Source organism: Bacillus cereus group sp. MYBK5-2, from assembly GCF_051915685.1.
GTDB lineage: Bacteria > Bacillota > Bacilli > Bacillales > Bacillaceae_G > Bacillus_A > Bacillus_A cereus.
The window spans coordinates 46815-68805 of the sequence record NZ_JBQAFE010000011.1; the positions used below are offsets into that span (position 1 = coordinate 46815).

Consider the following 21991-nt stretch of genomic DNA (forward strand, 5'->3'; position numbering starts at 1 on the left):
TTACACTCTGGAGTATCTTAGGTAATGCTAAGCGGACTAGCAATCGATATTATTGCTAAGAGTGGTATGAGTAGCTATGCTATTTATGCAAACTGGGTGGTAACACGGTGAATAATCGTCCCTATGTCTATCGTAGACATAGGGACTTTTTGTTTTTAAAAAATAAAGGGGATGACAAAAGATGAATATTATTGATGAATTAGAATGGCGCGGCGCCGTTAATCAGCAGACTGACGAAGAAGGCTTACGTAAGCTAGTAGAAGAGAAAAAGATTTCACTATACTGCGGAGTTGATCCAACTGGTGATAGTATGCATATCGGACATTTGATTCCGTTTATGATGATGAAGAGATTCCAATTAGCCGGCCATCATCCTGTTATTTTAATTGGCGGGGCAACAGGAACAATTGGTGATCCGAGTGGACGACAATCAGAGCGTCAACTTCAAACGTTAGAAGTGGTTCAGCATAATGTAGATGCGTTAACAGCACAAATGAAAAAGCTATTTGATTTTGGTGGAAATAGCGAAGTGAAGATGGTAAATAACTATGATTGGACACATGAAATAAATATTATTGAGTTTTTACGTGATTACGGGAAAAACTTTAGCATCAATAGCATGTTAGCGAAGGATATTGTAGCAAGCCGTTTAGATACAGGTATTTCTTTCACGGAATTCACGTACCAAATTTTGCAAGCGATGGACTTCCATCATTTATACACGAAAGAGGATGTTCAACTTCAAATTGGTGGTAGTGACCAATGGGGAAATATTACGAGTGGTTTAGATTTAATTCGTAAGTTAGAAGGTCATGAGGCGAAAGTATTCGGATTAACGATTCCGTTATTATTAAAATCGGACGGTACGAAGTTTGGTAAATCAGCAGGTGGTGCGGTTTGGCTTGATCCTGAAAAAACGACACCGTTTGAATTTTACCAGTTCTGGGTAAATACAGATGACCGTGACGTAATTAAATACTTGAAATACTTTACGTTCTTAACGAAAGAGCGTATTGATGAATTAGCAACGAAGGTAGAAGCGGAACCTCATAAACGTGAAGCGCAAAAAGTGTTAGCAGAAGAAATGACGAAATTTGTTCATGGAGAAGAGGCGTTCCTGCAAGCTGAGAAAATTACAGCAGCGTTATTTAGCGGAGATATTAAATCGTTAACAGCTGATGAAATTGAACAAGGCTTTAAAGAAATGCCAACATTCCAGTCTTCAAAAGAGACCAAAAACATTGTAGAATGGCTAGTTGATTTAGGAATTGAACCATCTAGACGACAAGCGCGTGAAGATATTAATAACGGAGCGATTTCTATGAATGGTGAGAAAGTAACAGATGTGGGTACGGATGTTACTGTAGAAAATTCATTTGATGGAAGATTTATTATTATTCGTAAAGGGAAGAAGAACTACAGCCTTGTGAAGTTAGGCGAATAGTTTGTGTGAAAGGATGGGAGTAGGAAGAATACTTCCATCTTTTCGTATACACAATTTGGACATAAAATAATCAGTAAATTTAGATAATTAAAAGGATTATATTATTCTTCTGACGAATAAATAAGTTAGAGAAAATTACGGATAAAAATAGCCCGAACCATGCAGGGCATGATTCGGGCTTATATTCAGATTAGTAAGCTAAGCTGAATAGACCTTTAATGTGTGATAAGTAACGAACGTTACTTGCTTCTTTCATTAATGATGCTGGTAAGCCTTTAAGTGGAGTATTGCTTGCTCCAATTGTAGCAACCGCATCTTTACGTCCTAGACTAGCAAGTGTTCCAGAGTTTACAGGTGCGAACTCTTCTAATGCTTTGCCTTCTAGTGCTGCGTATAAGTTGTATCCAATTAACTCACCCATTTGCCAAGCAATTTGTGCAGTTGGTGGGTATGGACGTCCGTCTGGAGCGAAGACAACAGCGCTGTCTCCAGCAACGAATACGTCTTTGTGAGAAGTAGATTGTAGGTATGCATCAACTGTTGCACGTCCACGGTTAACTTCAAGACCTGATTCACCGATTAATGGGTTACCTTGTACGCCGCCCGTCCAAACGAATGTGTTAGCAACAAGTTTTTGACCGTCTTTTAAGTCGATTTCGTTGCCAGCAACGTTTGTTACAGGAAGACCAGTTAAGAATGTAACGCCGCGTGCTTCTAGGCTAGTAGTTGCACGTTCGATTAAGTGGTCTGGTAATACTGGAAGGATTTTTGGACCTGCTTCAACAAGAAGAAGTTTCACTTCTTTTGGATTTACGCCGTGGCTTTTTGCAAGTTTAGGCATAATGTCAGCAAGCTCACCAACTAGCTCAACGCCAGTTAATCCGCCACCACCGATTACGATTGTAGCATCAGCTTCGTTTTTCGTTTTCGCGTATTCACGAATACGGTCTTCAACGTGTTTGTAGATTTTATTTGCATCAGCAGCAGATTTTAATACCATGCTGTTTTCTTCTAGTCCTGGAATACCGAAGTAAGCAGTTTTACTTCCTAAAGCAACTACAAGTGCATCGTAAGATAAAGTAGTGCCGCCAGCTAATTTGATTTCTTTGCTATCAACTGAGAATGACTCAACTGTTGCAATTTTAAGGTCGATGTCTTGCCCTTTGAAAAGCTTTGTAAGTGGCATTGCAACTGCTTGCTCAGACACGTTACCAGCTGCAAGGCGGTGTAGTTCAGTGATGATTTGGTGTGTTGGGTATTGGTTAATCACTGTAACTTGTGCTTCTGATTTGCTGTAATATTTACGTACGTTTAAAGCGGCAAGAAGACCGCCATAACCAGCGCCTAAGATGACAATTTGTTTTGACATAGTATGATATCCCCCGTCTTTACTAATTGTTGTTATAAGTTAAATTATTTATTGTTACGTTCTGCACTAATTTGAAGATATGCGTTCACAAAGCGGAACATTTTTTGTGCTTGTGGATCTTTTAATAATTTTAAAAGACCGAATAGGCCGATAACTTCGTTGCTTTCGTCAGCACGATCTTTCGCTTCGATTGCAGTTGCAGCCATGCTTTTCACTGTATCTTTTACAGGTTCTACAAGCTCTGTAATTGCACCAACAGTGTCGCTTTTTAATACTTCATCAGTAGCAACAGTTTGAGCGAAGTCATAAGACTTAGTTAAAATGTTAACAAGCTCAGTTAATTTTGGAAGCTGTTCTACTAGTGTTGTTAATGATTCTTGTACCTCAGGTTTTAACAACTGATCAAGTACATCAAGTTGTCCTTGGCTAGCAGAAATTTGTACAGTTTCTTGTTCTGGCTTTGTTTGAGTCATAGTTTCTGGCATCTCCAATTCTCCTTTACGATAGCAATACTCTTATTTTTGATAAGTAAGATAGTAAACGGTTACGAAACTTTATACAAAGTTTCACAAAACACAATAAAATGCCTTTAAATTTATGACAGCAAGTAAGCTGCAAACATAAATCTAAAACCATAACGTCTTACTTATTATTTATGAACTGTCCGATACATGGCTTGTCCGCATAATGGAAAAGCTCCGTTACCGGAAAGTGTATATAATATATATCCTATATTATATACTATATACACCTATGTTAACATAAAAATGATTCCTAATTATTTGATATTGAGTGTATAACGTAGTGCTGACAAGGTATGAAAGCGTATAAAATATTTTGTTTCAGTTAGAAATGTACATATATATATAGAAAAAAAGGAAGAAACGAACAAATTCATGTTCGTTTTTTCCTTTTTCCTATTATTCACCTTCCGCAATTAGCATCGATGTGTTACCTTCTTTTTCAAGATGGCATTCGCCCCAAGAACAAAGAGAATCAAGAATGGATTCTAAAGACCAACCGTAATCAGTAAGAGAATATTCTACTTTTGGCGGGACTTGATTGTATACTTTTCTTTGAATAACGCCGTCGTCTTCTAATTCACGTAATTGCTGTGTTAACATTTTTTGTGTAATACCAGGCATGGAACGTTTTAATTCACTGGTTCTCTTTGTACCTTTCGTTAAGTGACAAAGAATAACAACTTTCCATTTGCCGCCGATAACTTCTAAAGTCGCCTCTACAGGAATATTGTATTTCTTCATATGAAATCCTCCCTTTGTGAGTAAAATAAGTTAAATCATACAAATGTTACTTTTTAGTACCTATAGCACTTTAAAGTACGTACTTTTTATCATGTTAAATATGTTTCATAATAGCACATGTAAGAGGCAAATGAGTAGTACGGTACTAAAAAGTGACTATGTTACTTTTTAGTGCCTATAGTACTTTAAAGTGCGTTCTTCAAAAAAAGAATGAAACCATTCATAATAGCATTTGTAGAGATTAAATATATTTTTTAGAAGATAAAAGGGCCTTTTTATCACACTATTATGATTGGATTTCTTGTAATAAGGAGGAATTCAATTGAGTTCATATACAGTACCATCTTCGGAAGTTCAGACGAACCGAAGAAGTATGTTTGCTTTATTAGCGCTAGCAATTAGTGCGTTTGGGATTGGTACAACCGAGTTTATTAGTGTCGGTTTATTACCATCGATTTCAAAAGATTTAAATGTTTCTGTTACAACAGCTGGTTTAACTGTTTCCCTATATGCGTTAGGGGCGGCAGTAGGAGCTCCTGTTTTAACAGCGTTAACGGCTAGTATGTCGAGAAAGACATTATTAATGTGGATTATGGTTATTTTCATTATTGGTAATGGTATTGCGGCATTAGCAACAAGCTTCACTGTATTAATTATCGCAAGGATTGTATCTGCGTTTGCACATGGTGTGTTTATGTCGATAGGATCTACAATTGCGGCTGCAATCGTACCAGAGAATAAACGTGCTAGCGCAATTGCGATTATGTTTACTGGATTAACAGTTGCAACTATTACAGGTGTGCCAATTGGAACGTTTATCGGTCAAGAGTTTGGCTGGAGAGCGTCATTTATGGCGATTGTCGTAATTGGAATTATTGCTTTTATCGCAAACAGCATACTAGTCCCATCTAATTTAAAAAATGGTGTACCTGTATCGTTTCGTGATCAATTCAAACTAATTAAAAATGGAAGACTATTACTTGTTTTCATTATTACTGCACTTGGATACGGCGGTACATTCGTAACATTTACGTATTTATCACCGCTATTACAAGAAGTAACAGGGTTTGAAGCGAGTACTGTCACTATCATTTTATTAGTGTATGGAATCGCCATTGCGATAGGGAATATGGTCGGCGGAAAATTATCGAATCATAATCCGATTCGAGCGCTATTTTACATGTTCCTTATTCAAGCAATTATATTATTTGTTTTAACATTTACAGCGCCATTTAAAGTAGCTGGATTAATCACAATTATTTTCATGGGACTATTCGCATTTATGAATGTTCCGGGGCTACAAGTATATGTAGTTATATTGGCAGAGCGCTTTGTTCCAAGTGCGGTTGATGTTGCTTCAGCAATTAATATTGCCGCATTTAACGGAGGAATCGCTTTAGGTTCTTATATAGGTGGCCTTGTAACGAATTCGTTAGGATTAATCCATACTGCTTGGGTAGGCGGTCTTATGGTAGTAGCCGCTGTTATTTTAACAGCGTGGAGCATGACATTAGAAAAAAGAGATCAAGTAAAATAAAAGGAGAGAAAATAAAATGAAAAACTTACAAAGTAAAACAGTATTAAGTAATGGTGTAGAAATGCCTTGGTTCGGTTTAGGTGTATTTAAAGTAGAAGAAGGACCAGAACTTGTAGAAGCAATTAAATCAGCAATTAAAGCAGGATACCGCAGCATCGATACAGCTGCAATTTACGGAAATGAAAAAGCTGTAGGTGAAGGAATTCGTGCAGGTATTGAAGCGACTGGTATTGCAAGAGAAGAATTATTTATTACTTCAAAAGTATGGAACGCAGATCAAGGGTATGAAACAACAATCGCTGCATACGAAGAGAGTCTAAAAAAATTAGGACTAGATTATTTAGATTTATATCTTGTTCACTGGCCTTCAGAAGGAAAATATAAAGATACATGGAGAGCGCTAGAAACACTTTATAAAGAAAAGCGCGTACGTGCAATTGGTGTAAGTAACTTCCAAATCCATCACTTACAAGATGTAATGAAAGATGCAGAAATTAAACCAATGATTAACCAAGTAGAATACCACCCTCGTTTAACACAAAAAGAACTACAAGCTTTCTGTAAAGAACAAGGTATTCAAATGGAAGCATGGTCACCACTAATGCAAGGTCAATTATTAGATAACGAAACATTACAAGAGATTGCTGAGAAACACGGTAAAACAACAGCTCAAGTTATTTTACGTTGGGATCTTCAAAATGGAGTAATCACAATTCCGAAATCAACGAAAGAACACCGTATTATTGCAAACGCTGATGTATTTAACTTTGAATTAACGAAAGAAGATATGGAAAAAATCGATGCGTTAAATCAAAATCATCGCGTTGGTCCAGATCCTGATAACTTCGATTTCTAAGATTAAGGTAAGAAAAAAGAGTGCTTAAAAGCACTCTTTTTTTGTGCATAAAAATAGTTTCTAAATAAATACTACTTAGTATTAAGTTTGTTATTAAGGGGCTGTAAACATGAATATAAAGCAATCGTTCAAACTTTTAGCTATGTTTTTAAGTGTTTTATTTGTGTTATTCCCACTTCAAAAAGCATTCGCAGAAGTGATGGACCATACAAAGTATCAAATGGATTGGAGTTACAGTAAGTCCAAGAAGAAGCCAATTCGAACAGAGCTTATTAAAACGGCAGATGGCAAAATTGCTTTTTGCTTAAATGTAGATTTGAAATCTCCAAGCGGTCAAGATTTACCGGAAATGGGGAAAGTGGATATTAATGTGTATCGTGTACTATTGAATGGATATCCACAAAAGAGTCCACAAGAATTAGGGGTATCTGATTGGAGAGAGGCGCATTACGCAACGCAGCTTGCAGTGTGGAATGCGTTAAAACAAATCGATATTAATGATTTAGATTTCCGTAATAAAAATGTAGAAAAGGTAACGAAAGATATCGTTGCAAAAGCAAGTGCTAGTGAAGAACTACAAGAAATTACGATGAGTGTAACTCCTACAGAAGAACAAGAAGCAGTCTTAAAAAATGATTTCTTTGAAACAGGCTTATATACAGTAGAAACAAATGCAAAAAGCGGAACGTATAAAGTGCAAGCAACAGGTGCACCAGCGGGCGTGAAATTTGCAAATGAAAAAGGCGAAACAAAAACAGAATTTAATGTAGGAGAAAAGTTCCGCATTTTAATTCCAAAACAAACACCAGCTGGTGGATTTAGCTTTAAAGTATCAGGAAATTTAACGAAATTACAAGGGATTGCGCATAAAGGTACACCGACTATTCAAAATGCAGTAGTATTACTTGAGCGTAGTGAAGAAAAAACAAGTCCAGAGTTAGCGGTAAGTTGGAAAAAGGCTGAGGCTCCAAATAAACCAAATAAGCCATATACTCCAAATGAACCGCATAAACCGAATGAAAAGAGATAATGAAAAAGCATTGGTATATGCCAATGCTTTTTCATATGAATTCTTTAAAGATATATCAAGATAATAATTAATCGAGTGAAACACTATTTTAACGTTTGAAAAAGTATTTAAAAATAATAAAATATGGAGAAATCTAAACGTTACAATAAATGGATTTTATTTACGAAATTGTAACATTATTCTAATTAGAGAGGCTATCAAACAAAGTGTAAAGCGTGTACAATTCAGTTGGAAAAACTACCTATAGATGGTCATATATGAAGAAAATGTAAGATTCTATTACTATTTTTATTTTTAGATGTATAGATGACAATACTAAAGTGTATCTTTTACTATTCTCTTTTTATGTACGAAGAGAACTCATCATAAATAGAGAGAAGTGAGGAGGGCATATTACATAAAAATTTTACAATGTAAGAAAGCGAATACATAGGGAGGAATGCGGTAGTAATTGATACAGGTGCGCGAGGTGTTAGTCTATTCATTAAATGTTTTTATAAAAATAATAGGATTTTTTATTAAATGGATATATAGGATAGTTTCTCTAAATAAAGGAACAGGGGACACAGATTATGTCGAAGAAAAAGACGAGTAGGGTATTAGTAGCTGGTGTTTGTTTAGCTACGTTATTAACGCCATATGGACTTGAATTACCTAAGGTGTATGCAGAGGTGACGATTGAAGATAAGGAGAAACAGCAAGAAGAGCGAGTGTATCAATTGCTGCCAAAAGGTGATGTAGAAGGGATGCGTGAGTTGCATCAGCGTCAAATAAGTTTTTCTCCTTATGAACCAACGGGCATTTATGTAAGGCCAGGTGAAGAAGTAGTTATTCAAGTAGAAGGGACTCAACAGATTAAGGCTTATATTGGTACATATTCTTATGAGAAAGAAGAACCTAAACAATTTAATTTAAATCCTGGTGAGAATAAAATTTCTTCTTCAAATGGGGGACTATTATACTTTTATAATTATCACAACACAGGAGAAGTAGTCGTTAAAGTGAAAAAAGGTGGTACACCAAACCCTTTATTTATTTTAGGAAAGCATACGACAAAAGATTGGAAGCGTATGTTGGCAGAGAACCCTGATCCATATGCAATAGAAATGAAGGGAGAAAATAGTTTATTAACTATGCATCCTGAAACTGTGGCAGAACATTTGAAGCAAGAAGATCCAGCTGCATTATTAAAGAAGCACGATGAAATAATTAATATAGAACATAAGATATCAGGTTTATCAAAAGATGGTGCGGGTGTTGCGAATCAAGGTAAACATTCCATTCATTTTGTTGAAGACTGGTATACAGACGATTATATGTATGCGACTTATTATCGAACAGCTTATAGTAAAGGCAATTTAGAGTCAGTACTAAATCTAGAAGAGTTAACTAATGATGGATGGGGGCCTTGGCATGAAGTTGGACATCAACATCAACAAGACACTTGGTTATGGGATGGACTTGGAGAAGTAACCGTTAATATTTATTCTTTGGCAGTTCAAACTACGTTCGGGCATAAAACAAGGTTAGAGCAAGAGGGGCACTATGAAGCTGCATTTGCTTATTTAGGTAAACCGGATGCACAAGAGAAGATGGATGAATTTGAGAAATTAGTTATGTTTTGGCAGTTGCGTTTAGCTTATGGGGATCAATTCTATCCGAATTTACATCAAATGTATCGTTTATTACATGATACAGAAATGCCTAAATCTGATGAAGAGAAAAAGCAGATGTTTATTTATATGACGTCAAAAGTGGCAGGACAAAATTTAATTCCTTTCTTTGATAAATGGGGATTAATTGCAAATGATGCTACAAGAGAAAAGATTGAAAAATTAAATTTACCAAAATTAGAAAAAGAAATTTGGTTATCTACAGATAGCAATCCAATTCGTGAAAAACAAATTGAGGTATATGAAGCTCCATATGGCGAGCCAAATAATGAAAAAATACAAAATGTGGTAATCGGTACTACATATGATGAGGAAAAAGCAAAGGAACTTGTACAGAATTTAGGAGAAGGTGTAAAGACAACAGGTGTGATTATGCAAGATAAGCCTGAAGTTGGAGAAAAAACTGTAAAAGTAGAAATTATAGATAGAAAAGGAAATAGGAATTTAATTCCGGTTGTAGTGAATGTTGGATATGGGGATAGCCTACTTGTATATGGATTGAACTATACTAGGGAGGGAGACTTGAAGTCAACCGTAACTCTACATCATGGTACGAAAAAATTTAGTGCAACAAATACAAAAAATTTAATTCACGATTACTTTAAAGATGAAAAGTATTTTGAGTTCACACTGTACGATACAGAAGGAAGAGAGAAGAAAAATGTAGCGGTAAAAGGCTTGGAGAATACAGAAGTTCTTGCCAAGGAATTAAATGGATTAGCATTTGAATATGGAGATGTGGTGAAAGTATACCATGCAGAGTCTTCACGTTTACATTGGTATCAAAAAGGTTTATATGTGGGAGAAGGAAAAAATAAAGAAATAAAAGAATTATTCTTCAAAATTACTGAAAATGGATTTGAAAGAGTAAAATCATTTCAAGAAGTAGCAGCAAAGCCACAAACAGTAGTAGTCGGAACAGAAGTAGAAAAGCTAGAAGCGAAAAACTTTGTTGAAGTGAAAGAAGGAGAAGTAATTGGCTTTGTAGAAAAACCAACTACATCAAAAGTCGGAAAACAAACAGCAAAAGTAGAAACGAAAGATCGTTTTGGAAATAAGCAAGTAACGGAAGTGCCATTAGAAGTGGTTTATGGAGATAGTATTGCATATGTAGGATATGACGATGATATTGCTTCAATTGTAACTTTAAAGCACGAAGAGAAGAGATTCCATGCAACTGATATGGATAGAGAAATTCATGAGTATTTTAATAAAGAGCTATACATGGGGATCACGTTATACGATGGAGAAGGAAAAGAGAAAAAACATGTAACAGCAGAGGGACAAGAAACTTCAAAGAACTTTGCGAAGCAAGTAAATGGTATGCAGTTCGAGTATGGGGATGTAGTGAAAGTATTCCATGCAGAACCAAATCGCTTGAAATGGTATCAAAATAATAACTTTACTGGCCAAGGTGAAAAAAAAGGGACAAAAGAACTATTCTTCAAAGTGACAGATAAAGGTTTCGAGAGAATGGATATGTTGCAAGAAGTAACGCCAGTACCGCAAAAAGTAGTAATCGGGACAGATGCTGAAAAATTAAATGCAAAAGACTTTGTTCAAGTGAAAGATGGAGAAGTAGTAGGTTTTGTAGAAAAAACGAATACAACGAAAATCGGTGAACAAAAAGTAAAAGTAGAAACGAAAGATCGCTTTGGTAATAAAAAAGTGACAGAAGTTCCTGTAGAAGTAATTTACGGAGATAGCATTATGTTCTTCGGTACATGGCACGGCGGAACGAATATTAAATCGATTGTTACATTAAATCATGAAGAAAAGAAATTTAGTATAACAGATTCAGAAGGTCCAATGCATACTTCATTTGCGGATGAGAAGTATATGGGGATGACTGTATATGATAAAGATGGAAAAGAGAAGAAAGCTTTATCGGTAAGAGCATCGGAGAATACGAAAGTATTTGCAGAACAATTTAATGGAATGGCCTTTGAATACGGCGATGTAGTAAAAGTATACCAAAGAGAATTTGATAGATTTAAAGTGTACAAAAAGAACGAACTGGTGGATACGGAGTATGGTGTTCATGATGTAGTCTTTAAAGTTACGGAGCAAGGTTTCGAGAGAATGGAAGCTATGCAAGAAGTAACGGCAGTACCACAAAAGGTGATAATTGGAACGAATGTTGAACAATTACAGGCAAAAGATTTTGTTCAATTAAAAGAGGGAGAAGTAATCGGGTTTGTAGAAAAACCGATTACAACAAAAATTGGTGAACAAAAAGTAAAAGTAGAAACAAGAGATCGTTTTGGAAATAAGCAAGTCACGGAAGTTCCCCTAGAAGTTACATATGGAGATAGCTTACTTGTATATGGGTTAAGCTATGGTGGTGACGATATGAAATCAATTGTAACGTTACATCATGATGCGAAAAAAATGAGTGCGACAGATACAAGTAATTTGATTCATGATTACTTTGAAGATGAAAAGTATTTTGAATTCACCCTGTACAACAGAGAGGGAAAAGAGAAGAAAAATATAGAGGTAAAAGGTCTGGAGAGTACAGAAGCTTTTGCTAAGGAAATAAACGGACTAGCGTTTGAATATGGAGATGTGGTGAAAGTGTATCATGCTGAATCTTCACGCTTACACTGGTACAAAAAAGGTGTATATGCGGGAGAAGGAAAGAATAAAGAGATAAAGGAACTAGTCTTCAAAATTACTGAAAACGGCTTTGAAAGAATGGAAGCTAAGCAAGAAGTGACAACTGTACCGCAAAAAGTAGTAATCGGAACAAACGCTGAAAAATTAGATGCAAAAAACTTTGTTCAAGTAAAAGACGGAGAAGTAATTGGATTTGTAGAAAAACCAAATACAACAAAAATTGGCGAACAAAAGGTAAAAGTAGAAACGAAAGATCGCTTTGGGAATAAGAAAGTGACAGAAGTTTCATTAGAAGTGACGTATGGAGATAGTCTAGTATACCAAGGTGTGGCTAATGTAACGAGTTCAATCGTTACGTTAAATCATGAAGAAAAGAAATTACATGCGACATTTACCGATGATGAAATACATTATCGTTTTGTAAATGAACAGTATATAGGACTTACGATTTATGATAAAAATGGAAAAGAGAAAAAGCATGTAACGGCAGAAGGACAAGAGACTTCAAAGAATTTTGCTGAGCAAGTAAATGGAATGGCATTTGAGTATGGAGACATATTGAAAGTATACCATGCGGAACCGAGTCGTTTGAATTGGTACAAAAAGAATGTGCTAGATAAAAAAGAGGGTGCAATGAAGGGTGAAGAAATTTCCTTTAAGGTTACTCCAAATGGTTTAGAACAAGTGTAATAATAAAAAAATCTCGTAAAACATAATGTTTTACGAGATTTTTTTATTATTCAGCTTCAGAAACTACTGTGAAGCGTTCGTTTACATGTTTTGGGTTTTCAATTTCATCAAGTGCTGCAACTGCGAAGTCTTCGTAACTTACGTAGCTATCACCTTTTGCGTTCACAAGAAGGTTGTCTTTACCAGCTTTATAAGAACCAGTACGTTTTCCTAATGCAAATAGTGCAGAAGGGCTGATGAATGTCCAAGTGATGTCATTTGTTTGTTGCAGAATTTCTAAGTTTTTACCTTGGTTTTGAGCAGTTGCAAGATATTCTTTCGGGAAACCTGGTGTCTCAAATACACGTGTTGTTTTCTCTTCGTCTACAAATAAGCTTCCAGCGCCTCCAACTACAAGTAATTTTGTATTTGGTGCACCTTTCATAGCTTCAATAAGTACGTTTCCTGCATCTACGTGAAGGTGTTCTTCGCCTGCTGGAGCACCGAATGCATTTACAACTACGTCAAATGCCTGCAGGTCGTTAGATGTAAGAGAGAATACATCTTTCTCTAAAACTTTTACGTTTTCTTCTGTAATTTTTGCAGCGTTTCTTACGATTGCAGTTACTTCATGTCCGCGATCCAATGCTTCTTTTAAAATACGACTTCCTGCTTTACCAGTTGCTCCGATAATTCCGATTTTCATAATAAATCCCTCCAAAGTGTTTTGTTAAAGTGTATATCTGAAAGTAAATGAATTTGTTGTAATTAGGTTTGTTACAACCTGTTGTAATCATTATAGTTACAGGTTGGTGTTTTTGTCAATAGGGTTGTTTGTGAATTTATTTTTTGTTTTAGTATGCACAGTTAGAGGGAGGGTAGTCAGTCATAAAGATATTGTTACTGTGAACCTGGCTAATATTTGGAAATTGCAAATTGTCGAAAAATGTTGATTTTTGAATGTTTTTTAAATATAATTCGTTTTATGGAGAAAAGGAGGGGTTAATTGTATGAATATTTTAGAGCAATTTATTTCATCAACAAATACAATTCTTTGGTCATATATTCTTATTGCAATGTTAATTGGTTTAGGTCTTTATTTTTCTATTAAATTGAAATTCGTACAAATTACTCATTTAGGGGAAATGGTTCGACTAATGAGTGATGGATTAACTGGAAAGACGCGTAAAAAAGGTAGTGTATCTTCTTTCCAAGCGTTTTGTATGAGTTCAGCAGCTCGTATTGGTATCGGTAACTTAGCTGGTGTAGCATTAGCTATATCTATGGGAGGACCTGGAGCTGTATTTTGGATGTGGGTTATTGCGATTATCGGGGCTTCTTCAAGTTTCGTAGAAAGTACGCTTGCCCAAATTTATAAAGTAAAAGATGGCAGTGGCTTCCGTGGTGGTCCTGCTTATTATATGGAAAAAGGTTTAAATAAACGTTGGATGGGAATTTGGTTTTCTATCCTTATTACAGTTAGTTACGGTTTAATTTTTAACTCAGTACAAGCGAATACAGTAACATTAGCGTTTGAAAATGCATTTGGTTTAGAGCGTTATATTGTTGGTATTGTATTAGCTGCATTAGTTGCGGTTATTATTTTTGGTGGTGTAAAAAGTATTGCACGTATGTCGGAAATGATTGTTCCGCCAATGGCGCTTGTTTATATTGCGGTAGCTATTTTTGTTGTCATTAAAAACTTCTATTTAATACCAGATGTGTTTACGGAAATCTTTAAAGGTGCATTCGGTTTAGATTCAGCTGTAGGTGGCGGTATCGGTGCTGCGATGAAATATGGTATTCAGCGCGGATTATTTGCGAACGAAGCAGGTATGGGTAGTGCGCCGAACGCGGCAGCAACAGCTGATGTAACGCATCCAGCAAAACAAGGTTTTATTCAAACGATCGGCGTTTTAGTAGATACATTCTTAGTATGTACATCAACAGCATTTATCGTACTATGTTCTGGTGCATATAAAGCAACGAATTTAGAAGGTATTGAATTAACGCAAAATGCATTAAGCTCACAAATCGGCCCATGGGCAAGTAGCTTCTTAGCGATTATTATTTTCTTATTTGCATTTAGTTCTCTTTTAGGAAACTACTATTATGGTGAAACAAATATTGAATTCATTAAACAAAGCAAAACGTGGTTAACAATTTACCGTATTGCGGTAGTTGGAATGGTATTATTCGGTTCTGTTGCGACGCTTCAAGTTGTATGGAATATGGCAGACTTATTTATGGGTCTAATGGTAATCACGAACTTAATTGCGATTACACTTCTTGGCCGATTTGCGTACGCGGCATTAACAGACTATGTAAGGCAAAAGAAACAAGGGAAAGATCCAGTCTTCAGTGCAGATTCTATTCCTGGTTTAACGAATACAGAGTGCTGGGATAAGCCAGTGGTAACAGATAAAGAAAAAGCAGTGTAATTGAAAAGGCGAGCATCGAGGTAAATTCGATGCTCGCCTTTTTTGTTGTAGTAAATGATGAAAAGGGTGAGAGGTAATTATTAATATAACTTTTTTTGTTTGTTTCTCTCGTTATTTGTGGGGAACGTACTGTTTTAAAAGTATGGCTGGTCGAAGAGGATAAGTGATTGAGTATTGGATAAATGCATGTAATAGCTATATTTTTATGTGAAAAAACACGTATGTTAAAAGAATTAACGTACTCATGTCATGAAACCTCACATAAAGTTCTTGATTACTTAAAGTTTTTAGAATATAATTTTCTTATTGTTAGGAAGAGGGGGCAATGCAAATATGGATTTTTTAGCTAGGGTAATTGGGGATGTAAATAATATCCTTTGGTCATATGTCATTATTGCGATGTTAATTGGGTTAGGGCTCTATTTTTCATTTCGTGTGAAATTTGTCCAAGTTCGTTACTTCGGTGAAATGATTCGTTTGCTTGGGGATGGAGCAAGCTCGAAAACGAGGAAAGCGCAAAAAGAGAAGAGCGGTGTATCATCATTTCAAGCATTTTGTATGAGTACAGCTTCTCGTGTAGGTACTGGTAACTTAGCTGGTGTAGCTATTGCGATTTCAGCAGGTGGTCCAGGAGCAGTATTTTGGATGTGGTTAATCGCGGTAATTGGGGGTGCTTCTGCATTTGTAGAGAGCACATTAGCGCAAATTTATAAAGTAAAAGATGGGAATGCATTCCGTGGGGGCCCAGCGTATTATATGGAAAAGGGTTTAAAGAAACGCTGGTTAGGTGTTGTGTTCTCTGTTCTAATAACAGTAAGTTTCGGATTGATTTTTAACGCTGTACAGTCTAATACTGTAGCGGCTGCCTTTGATGGAGCGTTTAAAACAGATAGTAGATTAGTAGGTCTTGTTATGGCTGGTTTACTTGCAGTTATTATTTTCGGCGGAGTAAAACGAATTGCTCGCGCGGTTGAAATGATTGTTCCAGTAATGGCAATTATTTATGTAGCAGTGGCGTTATTCGTTGTTGTAACAAACATTACGGCAATTCCATATGTATTTAAAGAAATTTTCTTACATGCTTTCGGAATTAAAGAAGTAGTAGGCGGAGGATTAGGAGCTGCGATTTTATTAGGGGTAAAACGTGGGTTATTCTCAAATGAAGCAGGTATGGGTAGTGCGCCGAACGCAGCAGCGACTGCAAACGTAACGCACCCAGTTAAACAAGGTTTCATTCAAACTTTAGGGGTATTTACTGATACATTATTAATTTGTAGTTGTACAGCATTTATTATTCTTTTATCAGATGTGCATAATGCAGCTGATTTAAATGGAATTCAATTAACGCAGCAGGCGTTAAGTCAACATATCGGTCCATGGGCTTCTATATTTGTAGCAGTTGCGATCTTCTTGTTTGCATTTAGTTCATTAGTAGGTAACTACTACTATGGTGAAACAAATATTGAGTTCTTAAATGGAAGTAAAGTGTTATTAAATGCATACCGCATTGCTGTACTTGGTATGGTTATGCTAGGATCTGTAGCGACAATTCAAATCGTTTGGGATTTAGCAGATTTATTTATGGGAATTATGGCTGTTATTAACTTAGTAGCAATTGTATTCCTTTCTAAGTATGCTTTCGCAGCGTTATCAGATTATATTAAGCAAAAGAAACAAGGGAAAGATCCAGTCTTTTATGCGGAGTCTATTCCAGGTTTGAACAATACAGAGTGTTGGGATGAGCCAGCAGTAGCTGATAAAGAAAAAGCGGTATAATGAAAAGGGCATCAAGTGAAACTTGATGCTCTTTTTTTGTTTTATTCAACCATTTGCAGATAGTAAAAGACGAACATTCATAGACGTTTTATAATAAAATGTAATTTTTTTGAGAAAAGTGCGGATATGATTTGTGATTTGTGTTAGAATGGAAAATGCCTTTGAAACAAGAGGTTTTATGATTTTTCCTATCCGATTGAAGATTTTGGAGGGGGAATGGAAAGTTCGGATTATTTCTTGTTTTGAGTAGTCAGACGTTCAACGTTAATGAAGAGTTAAATGGAGGATTTTATTAATGAAGTTTGTTATGTTTCTTGTAGGATTACTCGTTGTATTTGTACTCGGTTTTCTTATAAGTGCCGATCGAAAGAAGATTAAGTATAAACCAATCGCAATTATGCTTATTATTCAGCTAGCATTATCTTATTTCTTATTAAATACACAAGTTGGTTATATTTTAGTAAAAGGAATTTCAGATGGATTTGGTGCACTTCTTGGATATGCGGAAGCTGGAATCGTTTTCGTATTTGGTGGTCTTGTTAATAAAGGAGAGGTTTCATTCTTCTTAACAGCGTTATTACCAATCGTATTCTTTGCCGTTTTAATCGGAATTCTGCAACACTTTAAAATTTTACCAATATTTATTCGTGCTATTGGTACTTTGTTAAGTAAAGTAAATGGTTTAGGGAAATTAGAATCATATAACGCAGTAGCAGCTGCTATTGTTGGACAAGCAGAAGTATTTATTACAGTAAAAGATCAATTAAGTAAAATCCCAAAACATCGTTTATATACATTATGTGCATCTTCCATGTCGACAGTATCGATGTCAATTGTCGGTTCTTACATGAAAATGATCGAACCAAAATATGTAGTAACAGCACTTGTATTAAATTTATTTAGTGGTTTCATTATTATTCATATTATTAACCCGTACGATATTACAGAAGAAGAAGATACACTGAAATTAGAAAATAAGAAAAAACAATCATTCTTTGAAATGTTAAGTGAATATATTATGCTTGGTTTCACAATCGCGATAACAGTAGCAGCGATGTTACTTGGTTTCGTAGCATTAATTACAGCAATTAATAGCTTGTTTGATTCCATGTTCGGTATTACATTCCAAGCTATTTTAGGATATATTTTCTCACCATTAGCATTCGTAATGGGTATCCCGCAAGCTGAGATGGTAACAGCGGGACAAATTATGGCAACAAAATTAGTATCAAACGAGTTTGTTGCGATGCTTGATCTTGGAAAAGTAGCTGGTGATTTATCGGCTCGTACAGTTGGTATTCTTTCTGTATTCCTTGTATCATTTGCGAACTTCTCATCTATCGGAATTATCGCAGGTGCAACGAAAGGTATCGATGAAAATCAATCAAATGTTGTATCATCATTCGGTCTACGCCTTGTGTACGGTGCGACATTAGTAAGTATTCTATCAGCGATTATCGTTGGTGTTATGTTATAAAAAAAGGATGGCTCTAGCTCATAGCTAGGGCTATTTTTTTATGGTAAATTTACATGAAAAAACCAATTAATTAGGAATATATTAACATATAAAAATCTTTTAAAATTTATATTGCATTTCGTCTAGATAACGCTTACAATTTGATTTGTAGGTGGTATCAATTTCAGACTTTCAAGTATGGTAGGAGAGAAGAAGCTACCTTTTATAAATTGCAATTTATGTAAACGCTTACTGATTTTAGATGACAGTTGAATAGTTTTAGGGGTTTTAAATTTTTTTAACAACAATGGTCAGACGTCATTCGTTATACGTTATACGACCAATAACTTGTGGGAGAAGTGGAGGATTCACATATGAAGTTCGTAATGTTTCTAGTCGGTTTACTTGTAGTGTTTGTACTAGGTTTCCTTATTAGTTCAGATCGTAAGAAAATTAAATATAAACCAATTGCACTTATGCTTGTCATTCAATTGGTACTTGCGTATTTCTTACTAAATACAAAGGTCGGATTTGTATTAGTAAAAGGGATCGCAGATGGATTTGGCGCTATTTTAAAATTTGCGGAAGCTGGGGTTAATTTCGTATTTGGTGGTCTAGCAAACGATGGACAAGCACCATTCTTCTTAACAGTATTATTACCGATTATTTTCTTAGCAGTATTAATCGGGATTCTGCAACATATTAAAGTTTTACCGATTATCATTCGTGCAGTCGGTTTCCTATTAAGTAAAGTTAACGGTTTAGGAAAACTAGAATCATATAATGCGGTAGCAGCTGCAATCGTTGGTCAAGGGGAAGTATTCATTACAGTAAAAGATCAACTAAGCAAATTACCGAAAAATCGTTTATACACACTTTGTGCATCTTCAATGTCTACAGTATCGATGTCAATTGTCGGTTCTTATATGAAAATGATTGATCCAAAATATGTAGTAACAGCACTTGTATTAAACTTATTCAGTGGATTCATTATCGTTCATATCATTAATCCATATGAAGTAAAAGAAGAAGACGATATTTTAGAATTACAAGAAGACAAGAAACAAACATTCTTTGAAATGTTAGGCGAATATATTATGCTTGGTTTCTCAATCGCTGTAACAGTAGCGGCGATGTTAATCGGTTTCGTGGCATTAATTACAGCAATTAACGGTGTATTTGATTCAATTTTCGGAATCACATTCCAAAGCATTTTAGGATACATCTTCTCACCATTAGCATTTGTAATGGGTATTCCAACATCAGAGATGTTACAAGCAGGACAAATTATGGCAACAAAATTAGTAACGAACGAATTCGTTGCAATGCTTGATCTTGGTAAAGTAGCTGGTGATTTATCAGCTCGTACAGTAGGTATTTTATCTATCTTCCTTGTATCATTTGCGAACTTCTCATCTATCGGAATTATCGCAGGTGCAACGAAGAGTATCGATGGCAAACAAGCAAACGTTGTATCATCATTCGGTTTAAAACTTGTATACGGTGCAACATTAGTAAGTATATTATCAGCGATTATCGTTGGGGTTATGCTTTAATAAATTAAGAAAAGCAATGAGCGTAGGCTCATTGCTTTTTTTGTTTAACTTGCTTTATCCAAGTCTCTTTTAAAACGTGGTTTCTCTAAATAAGTTCCCAGTCTCCACACATATTCCACTGGCCCCATTCGGTATTTCTGGAGCCAATAGGTGCTAACGAATAATTGAATCGTATAAATTCCGATGGTTAAAAGAATACCGAAGAAATAGCCGATTTTACCGTATAAGCCAAATCCATATGCGTAAAAGATGGTTGTTGCGATAATAGATTGCGCTAAGTAATTACTAACGGACATTTTCCCCATGTTCGCCATGTATGTTAGTAGACGGGTTGCTTTTTTGTAATGGAATAATAAAATGATTGTGCTTCCGTAAAAGAAGGTCATAGTTACTGGTGTAAGGCCATCTTGTAACATAATTAAAACCGGGTGTTTTATGAACATAGCTAAGATTTTAATTGTAAAAGAGAAGAGACCGGTGGCAAACCATATTTTTTTGACAGCAGGTATATGTTTACTGACCTCAAATAGCCAGCCTTTTTTCCCTACATACATTCCGAGTAGGAACAGTGGAGACATAAAAATTATTGCGAAAACTGATATGAAAAATAATCCGAATGCACCGTCAATTCCCATGTAATCAAAAGGATTTTCAGTCAATCTAAAGTTGACGTGATCCATATAGCTTCCAGTTTGATGGACTTTATGTTCTTTTTCAGTATAAGGTGCGAAATCATTTATATTTGTAGATGGATCAGTTTGATAAGACATAAGTGTAATAAGTGCGAGTAGAATAATCGCCCAAATAAGCAAAGTTTTCGGTTTTCGATTGATGAATATCATTAAAAAAATCCCGATTATTCCGTATGCAAATAAAATATCTCCCTCCCAAACAAAAGTGCCGTGAATGTAGCCGAGTAGTAAAAGAATGATAATACGTCTTATGTATGTGGGGAAGAATTTTTTTCCTTTTGCGATAATACTTTTTTGTAACAAAATAATGCTAAGCCCAAATAGAAAAGAAAATAGGGATATAAAGTTATGTGTGCCGAAAAATTGAATAAACCAATTAGCACCTTTATCAAGATCGCCAAATAGATAAGTTGGTTTTTCACTGGTGAAGAACCCAAATTGAATTAATGTCATATTGACTAGTAAAATGCCAAACAAAGCGAAACCACGAATTGCATCAACAGCTTCTACACGTTGATTCATTTTTCCTCTCCTCGTATATTCGTTTTTATATTGAAAATAATACCATTTTATATCTGGCACTATGTCAAATATGAGGAAATTTAAGGTGATTTTAAGATAGAGAGCAAACAAAAAAATCACCTTAATACATGTATTAAGGTGATTGAAATATTACTCAGCTGGAGGCGTAAATGTACGTTTCTCTAATTCAGCATCTAGCATAAACAGTGCGTTTGAATCGCTTGTAATACGTTTTAATTTTTGAATGATGCTATCGAATGAAGCTTCTTCTTCAACTTGTTCGTCAACGAACCATTTTAAGAATGTAATTGTTGCATGTTCACGCTCGTCCCAAGCGATATCAGATAAGTTGTAAATACGTTTCGTTACTTCACGCTCGTGCTCAAGTGCGACTTCAAAAGCGTTTAATACAGATTCGTATTCGTTATTCGGATTATCAAATCCAGTAATAATAGCGCGCTCTCCGCGGTCATTAATATAGTTGTAAAGCTTCATTGCGTGGAAACGTTCTTCTTCAGCTTGTACAAGGAAAAAATTAGCGAATCCATCATAGCTCTCAGCTGTACAGTAAGCAGCCATTGCCATATAAGCATGGGCAGAGTAAAATTCAAAGTTCATTTGTTCATTTAATGCGTCGTGCAATTTTTTTGATAACATAAAATCCCCCTTAGTATTGTGACAAGAATATTATACCATAATTGATAATATTCTCATTTAGATACTTCGAACCTTTTTGAAAGCTTTGCGACGTGTGCGTCCATAATGTCTTGTAAGTCTAAATCATATTTTTGCGAAAGAATAATAAGGTTAGATAGTACATCGCCAAGTTCTTCTTTTAGTTCTTGTTTTAGCTCTTCTTCTGTTTTCGCATCTTCATCAGGGCGATCGCGGCCAATTTCAATAGCACGAACGACTCGTGAAACTTCCCCAACTTCCTCGGTTAAGAAATTTAAGCGAATAAAGGCATTATACTGTGACCAGCTTCGTTTTTCGTAAAATTCCTCAACCCATCTTTGAAATGCAACGATATCCATTTCTTCCTCATCTCCTCAATATGTTGTACAATGTCAATTGTATCATAACAAT

At 35.5% G+C, this 21991-nt stretch carries 16 protein-coding genes and 1 other annotated feature (1 of these 17 running past the window's edge); of the genes, 9 read left to right on the forward strand and 7 right to left on the reverse strand.

All coding sequences use genetic code 11. The features are described 5' to 3' along the window. Positions 1-126 (forward strand) — a binding site (T-box leader); it begins 90 nt to the left of the window's first position. A 55-nt stretch (positions 127-181) separates the two neighbouring features. Further along, positions 182-1444: a tyrosine--tRNA ligase gene (tyrS, locus tag ACTFP3_RS26040; RefSeq protein ID WP_001021096.1), complete on the forward strand. Its 1263-nt coding sequence runs from the start codon at positions 182-184 to the stop codon at positions 1442-1444. A 190-nt stretch (positions 1445-1634) separates the two neighbouring features. Here tyrS and ACTFP3_RS26045 read toward each other — a convergent pair whose 3' ends face one another. The 3 genes from ACTFP3_RS26045 to ACTFP3_RS26055 all read right to left on the reverse strand — a co-directional run bounded on the left by ACTFP3_RS26045 (position 1635) and on the right by ACTFP3_RS26055 (position 4078). Further along, complete coding sequence (locus ACTFP3_RS26045) at positions 1635-2813, reverse strand: NAD(P)/FAD-dependent oxidoreductase (RefSeq protein WP_006918768.1); 1179 nt, start codon at positions 2811-2813, stop codon at positions 1635-1637. A 44-nt stretch (positions 2814-2857) separates the two neighbouring features. Continuing rightward, complete coding sequence (locus ACTFP3_RS26050) at positions 2858-3298, reverse strand: DUF1641 domain-containing protein (protein ID WP_001115309.1); 441 nt, start codon at positions 3296-3298, stop codon at positions 2858-2860. Between the two features lie 435 nt (positions 3299-3733). Then, positions 3734-4078: a winged helix-turn-helix transcriptional regulator gene (locus ACTFP3_RS26055; protein ID WP_000760481.1), complete on the reverse strand. Its 345-nt coding sequence runs from the start codon at positions 4076-4078 to the stop codon at positions 3734-3736. A 373-nt stretch (positions 4079-4451) separates the two neighbouring features. Between ACTFP3_RS26055 and ACTFP3_RS26060 the strand changes: the two genes are divergently transcribed. The 4 genes from ACTFP3_RS26060 to ACTFP3_RS26075 all read left to right on the forward strand — a co-directional run bounded on the left by ACTFP3_RS26060 (position 4452) and on the right by ACTFP3_RS26075 (position 12483). Further along, positions 4452-5615 (forward strand): MFS transporter, encoded by a 1164-nt coding sequence (locus tag ACTFP3_RS26060; protein ID WP_176399953.1) that lies wholly within the window; start codon positions 4452-4454, stop codon positions 5613-5615. 16 nt (positions 5616-5631) lie between these two features. Then, positions 5632-6471 (forward strand): aldo/keto reductase, encoded by an 840-nt coding sequence (locus tag ACTFP3_RS26065; RefSeq protein ID WP_000793568.1) that lies wholly within the window; start codon positions 5632-5634, stop codon positions 6469-6471. A gap of 109 nt (positions 6472-6580) precedes the next feature. Continuing rightward, complete coding sequence (locus ACTFP3_RS26070; protein WP_440011649.1) at positions 6581-7501, forward strand: thioester domain-containing protein; 921 nt, start codon at positions 6581-6583, stop codon at positions 7499-7501. A gap of 572 nt (positions 7502-8073) precedes the next feature. Then, positions 8074-12483, forward strand: coding sequence for a putative mucin/carbohydrate-binding domain-containing protein (locus ACTFP3_RS26075; protein WP_440011651.1), 4410 nt, complete (start codon positions 8074-8076; stop codon positions 12481-12483). 46 nt (positions 12484-12529) lie between these two features. On the opposite strand, the gene ACTFP3_RS26080 is transcribed toward ACTFP3_RS26075, so the two are convergent. Then, entirely contained in the window at positions 12530-13168 is a 639-nt protein-coding gene (locus ACTFP3_RS26080; RefSeq protein WP_000689895.1) for an NAD(P)-dependent oxidoreductase, read from the reverse strand. Between the two features lie 304 nt (positions 13169-13472). Here ACTFP3_RS26080 and ACTFP3_RS26085 point away from each other — a divergent pair, with 304 nt between their 5' ends. From ACTFP3_RS26085 to ACTFP3_RS26100, 4 genes are all read left to right on the forward strand, one after another. Then, positions 13473-14903, forward strand: a complete 1431-nt coding sequence (locus ACTFP3_RS26085; RefSeq protein WP_001022930.1) for an alanine/glycine:cation symporter family protein — start codon at positions 13473-13475, stop codon at positions 14901-14903. Positions 14904-15236: 333 nt separating this feature from the next. Continuing rightward, positions 15237-16679, forward strand: coding sequence for an alanine/glycine:cation symporter family protein (locus ACTFP3_RS26090; RefSeq protein ID WP_000346408.1), 1443 nt, complete (start codon positions 15237-15239; stop codon positions 16677-16679). 295 nt (positions 16680-16974) lie between these two features. After that, positions 16975-18156, forward strand: a complete 1182-nt coding sequence (locus tag ACTFP3_RS26095) for a NupC/NupG family nucleoside CNT transporter (protein WP_000673839.1) — start codon at positions 16975-16977, stop codon at positions 18154-18156. Positions 18157-18509: 353 nt separating this feature from the next. Then, complete coding sequence (locus ACTFP3_RS26100) at positions 18510-19691, forward strand: NupC/NupG family nucleoside CNT transporter (protein WP_000673874.1); 1182 nt, start codon at positions 18510-18512, stop codon at positions 19689-19691. A gap of 44 nt (positions 19692-19735) precedes the next feature. On the opposite strand, the gene ACTFP3_RS26105 is transcribed toward ACTFP3_RS26100, so the two are convergent. The 3 genes from ACTFP3_RS26105 to ACTFP3_RS26115 all read right to left on the reverse strand — a co-directional run bounded on the left by ACTFP3_RS26105 (position 19736) and on the right by ACTFP3_RS26115 (position 21939). Next, on the reverse strand, positions 19736-20905 hold the full coding sequence (locus ACTFP3_RS26105; protein ID WP_001076347.1) for a DUF418 domain-containing protein: 1170 nt from the start codon (positions 20903-20905) through the stop codon (positions 19736-19738). Positions 20906-21055: 150 nt separating this feature from the next. Beyond that, entirely contained in the window at positions 21056-21562 is a 507-nt protein-coding gene (locus ACTFP3_RS26110; protein ID WP_000949403.1) for a ferritin, read from the reverse strand. A gap of 53 nt (positions 21563-21615) precedes the next feature. Continuing rightward, on the reverse strand, positions 21616-21939 hold the full coding sequence (locus tag ACTFP3_RS26115; RefSeq protein ID WP_000355744.1) for a MazG nucleotide pyrophosphohydrolase domain-containing protein: 324 nt from the start codon (positions 21937-21939) through the stop codon (positions 21616-21618). Between the last annotated feature and the right edge of the window lie 52 nt (positions 21940-21991).